This window comes from Vibrio sp. 661, assembly GCF_033339315.1.
Taxonomy (GTDB): Bacteria; Pseudomonadota; Gammaproteobacteria; order Enterobacterales; family Vibrionaceae; genus Vibrio; species Vibrio alginolyticus.
This window is the reverse complement of sequence record NZ_JAWOUJ010000151.1, coordinates 1-1,005: the sequence shown is the minus strand read 5'-3', so window position 1 is coordinate 1,005 and position 1,005 is coordinate 1. Positions and strand designations below refer to the sequence as shown.

General features: G+C 47.6%; 1 protein-coding gene and 1 pseudogene. Both read left to right on the top strand.

All coding sequences use genetic code 11. The features are described 5' to 3' along the window. Positions 1–775 (top strand): small ribosomal subunit biogenesis GTPase RsgA (gene rsgA / locus R7P69_RS25345; RefSeq protein ID WP_318121853.1); only part of this gene is annotated, 775 nt, incomplete at its 5' end. Positions 776–899: 124 nt separating this feature from the next. Beyond that, positions 900–1,005 (top strand): annotated as a pseudogene (locus R7P69_RS25340) (phosphatidylserine decarboxylase); the annotation flags it as partial.

Genomic DNA, 1,005 nt, shown 5'->3' with positions numbered 1-1,005 from the left:
GGAAGCCGTAGCGCCTCGTACATCGATGCTGACTCGCCCAGACTACTACGACGGCCTCAAACCAGTTGCGGCAAACATCGATCAGATGGTGATTGTCTCGTCTGTCTTGCCTGAGCTATCACTGAACATTATCGACCGTTATTTAGTGGCCGCAGAGACACTCAACATCGCACCATTGTTGGTGCTCAACAAGGTTGATTTGCTTGAGGCAGATGACCGTGCAATGTACGAAGAGTGGCTCAAAGAATACGAGCGAATTGGTTATAAAGTGCTGTTCGTGAGTAAAAATTCTGGTGAAGGCATTAGTGATTTAGAAGTGCAGTTACGCGATCGTATCAACATCTTTGTTGGCCAATCTGGCGTAGGTAAATCGAGCTTGGTTAATGCATTAATGCCTGAACTAGAACAAGAAGTGGAAGAAGGCGCAATTTCTGAAAACTCTGGCTTAGGTCAACACACCACGACAGCAGCACGCCTTTACCACATTCCAACTGGCGGCGATCTTATTGACTCACCAGGGGTTCGCGAAGTTGGTCTTTGGCACTTAGAGGCTGAAGCAGTCACCAAAGCGTTCGTAGAGTTCCGCGCATACCTTGGTGGCTGTAAATTCCGAGACTGTAAACACAACGACGACCCTGGCTGTATTCTGCGTGAAGCCGTTGAGAAAGGCGAAGTGAGTGAGGTTCGTTTTGAGAACTACCATCGCATTCTAGAAAGCATGATGGAGAACAAAGCAAACCGCCAATACTCACGCAATAAGAAGGCCGATCTGTAACCAGCTTATCTGAGCAACTGTGTAAGAATTCTTCACCGAATACTGACAAGCACATTAAAGTTCAGTAACATCACGCGCCCAAAGCGCGAATCTAACAGAACAGACAGAAGTATCGGAATTAAAGATGGACAAGTTTAAAGTTGGACTGCAGTACTGGATCCCACAACATGGCCTAACTCGCCTAGTGGGCAAACTGGCATCAGCCAAAGCTGGTAGTCTAACCACCGCGG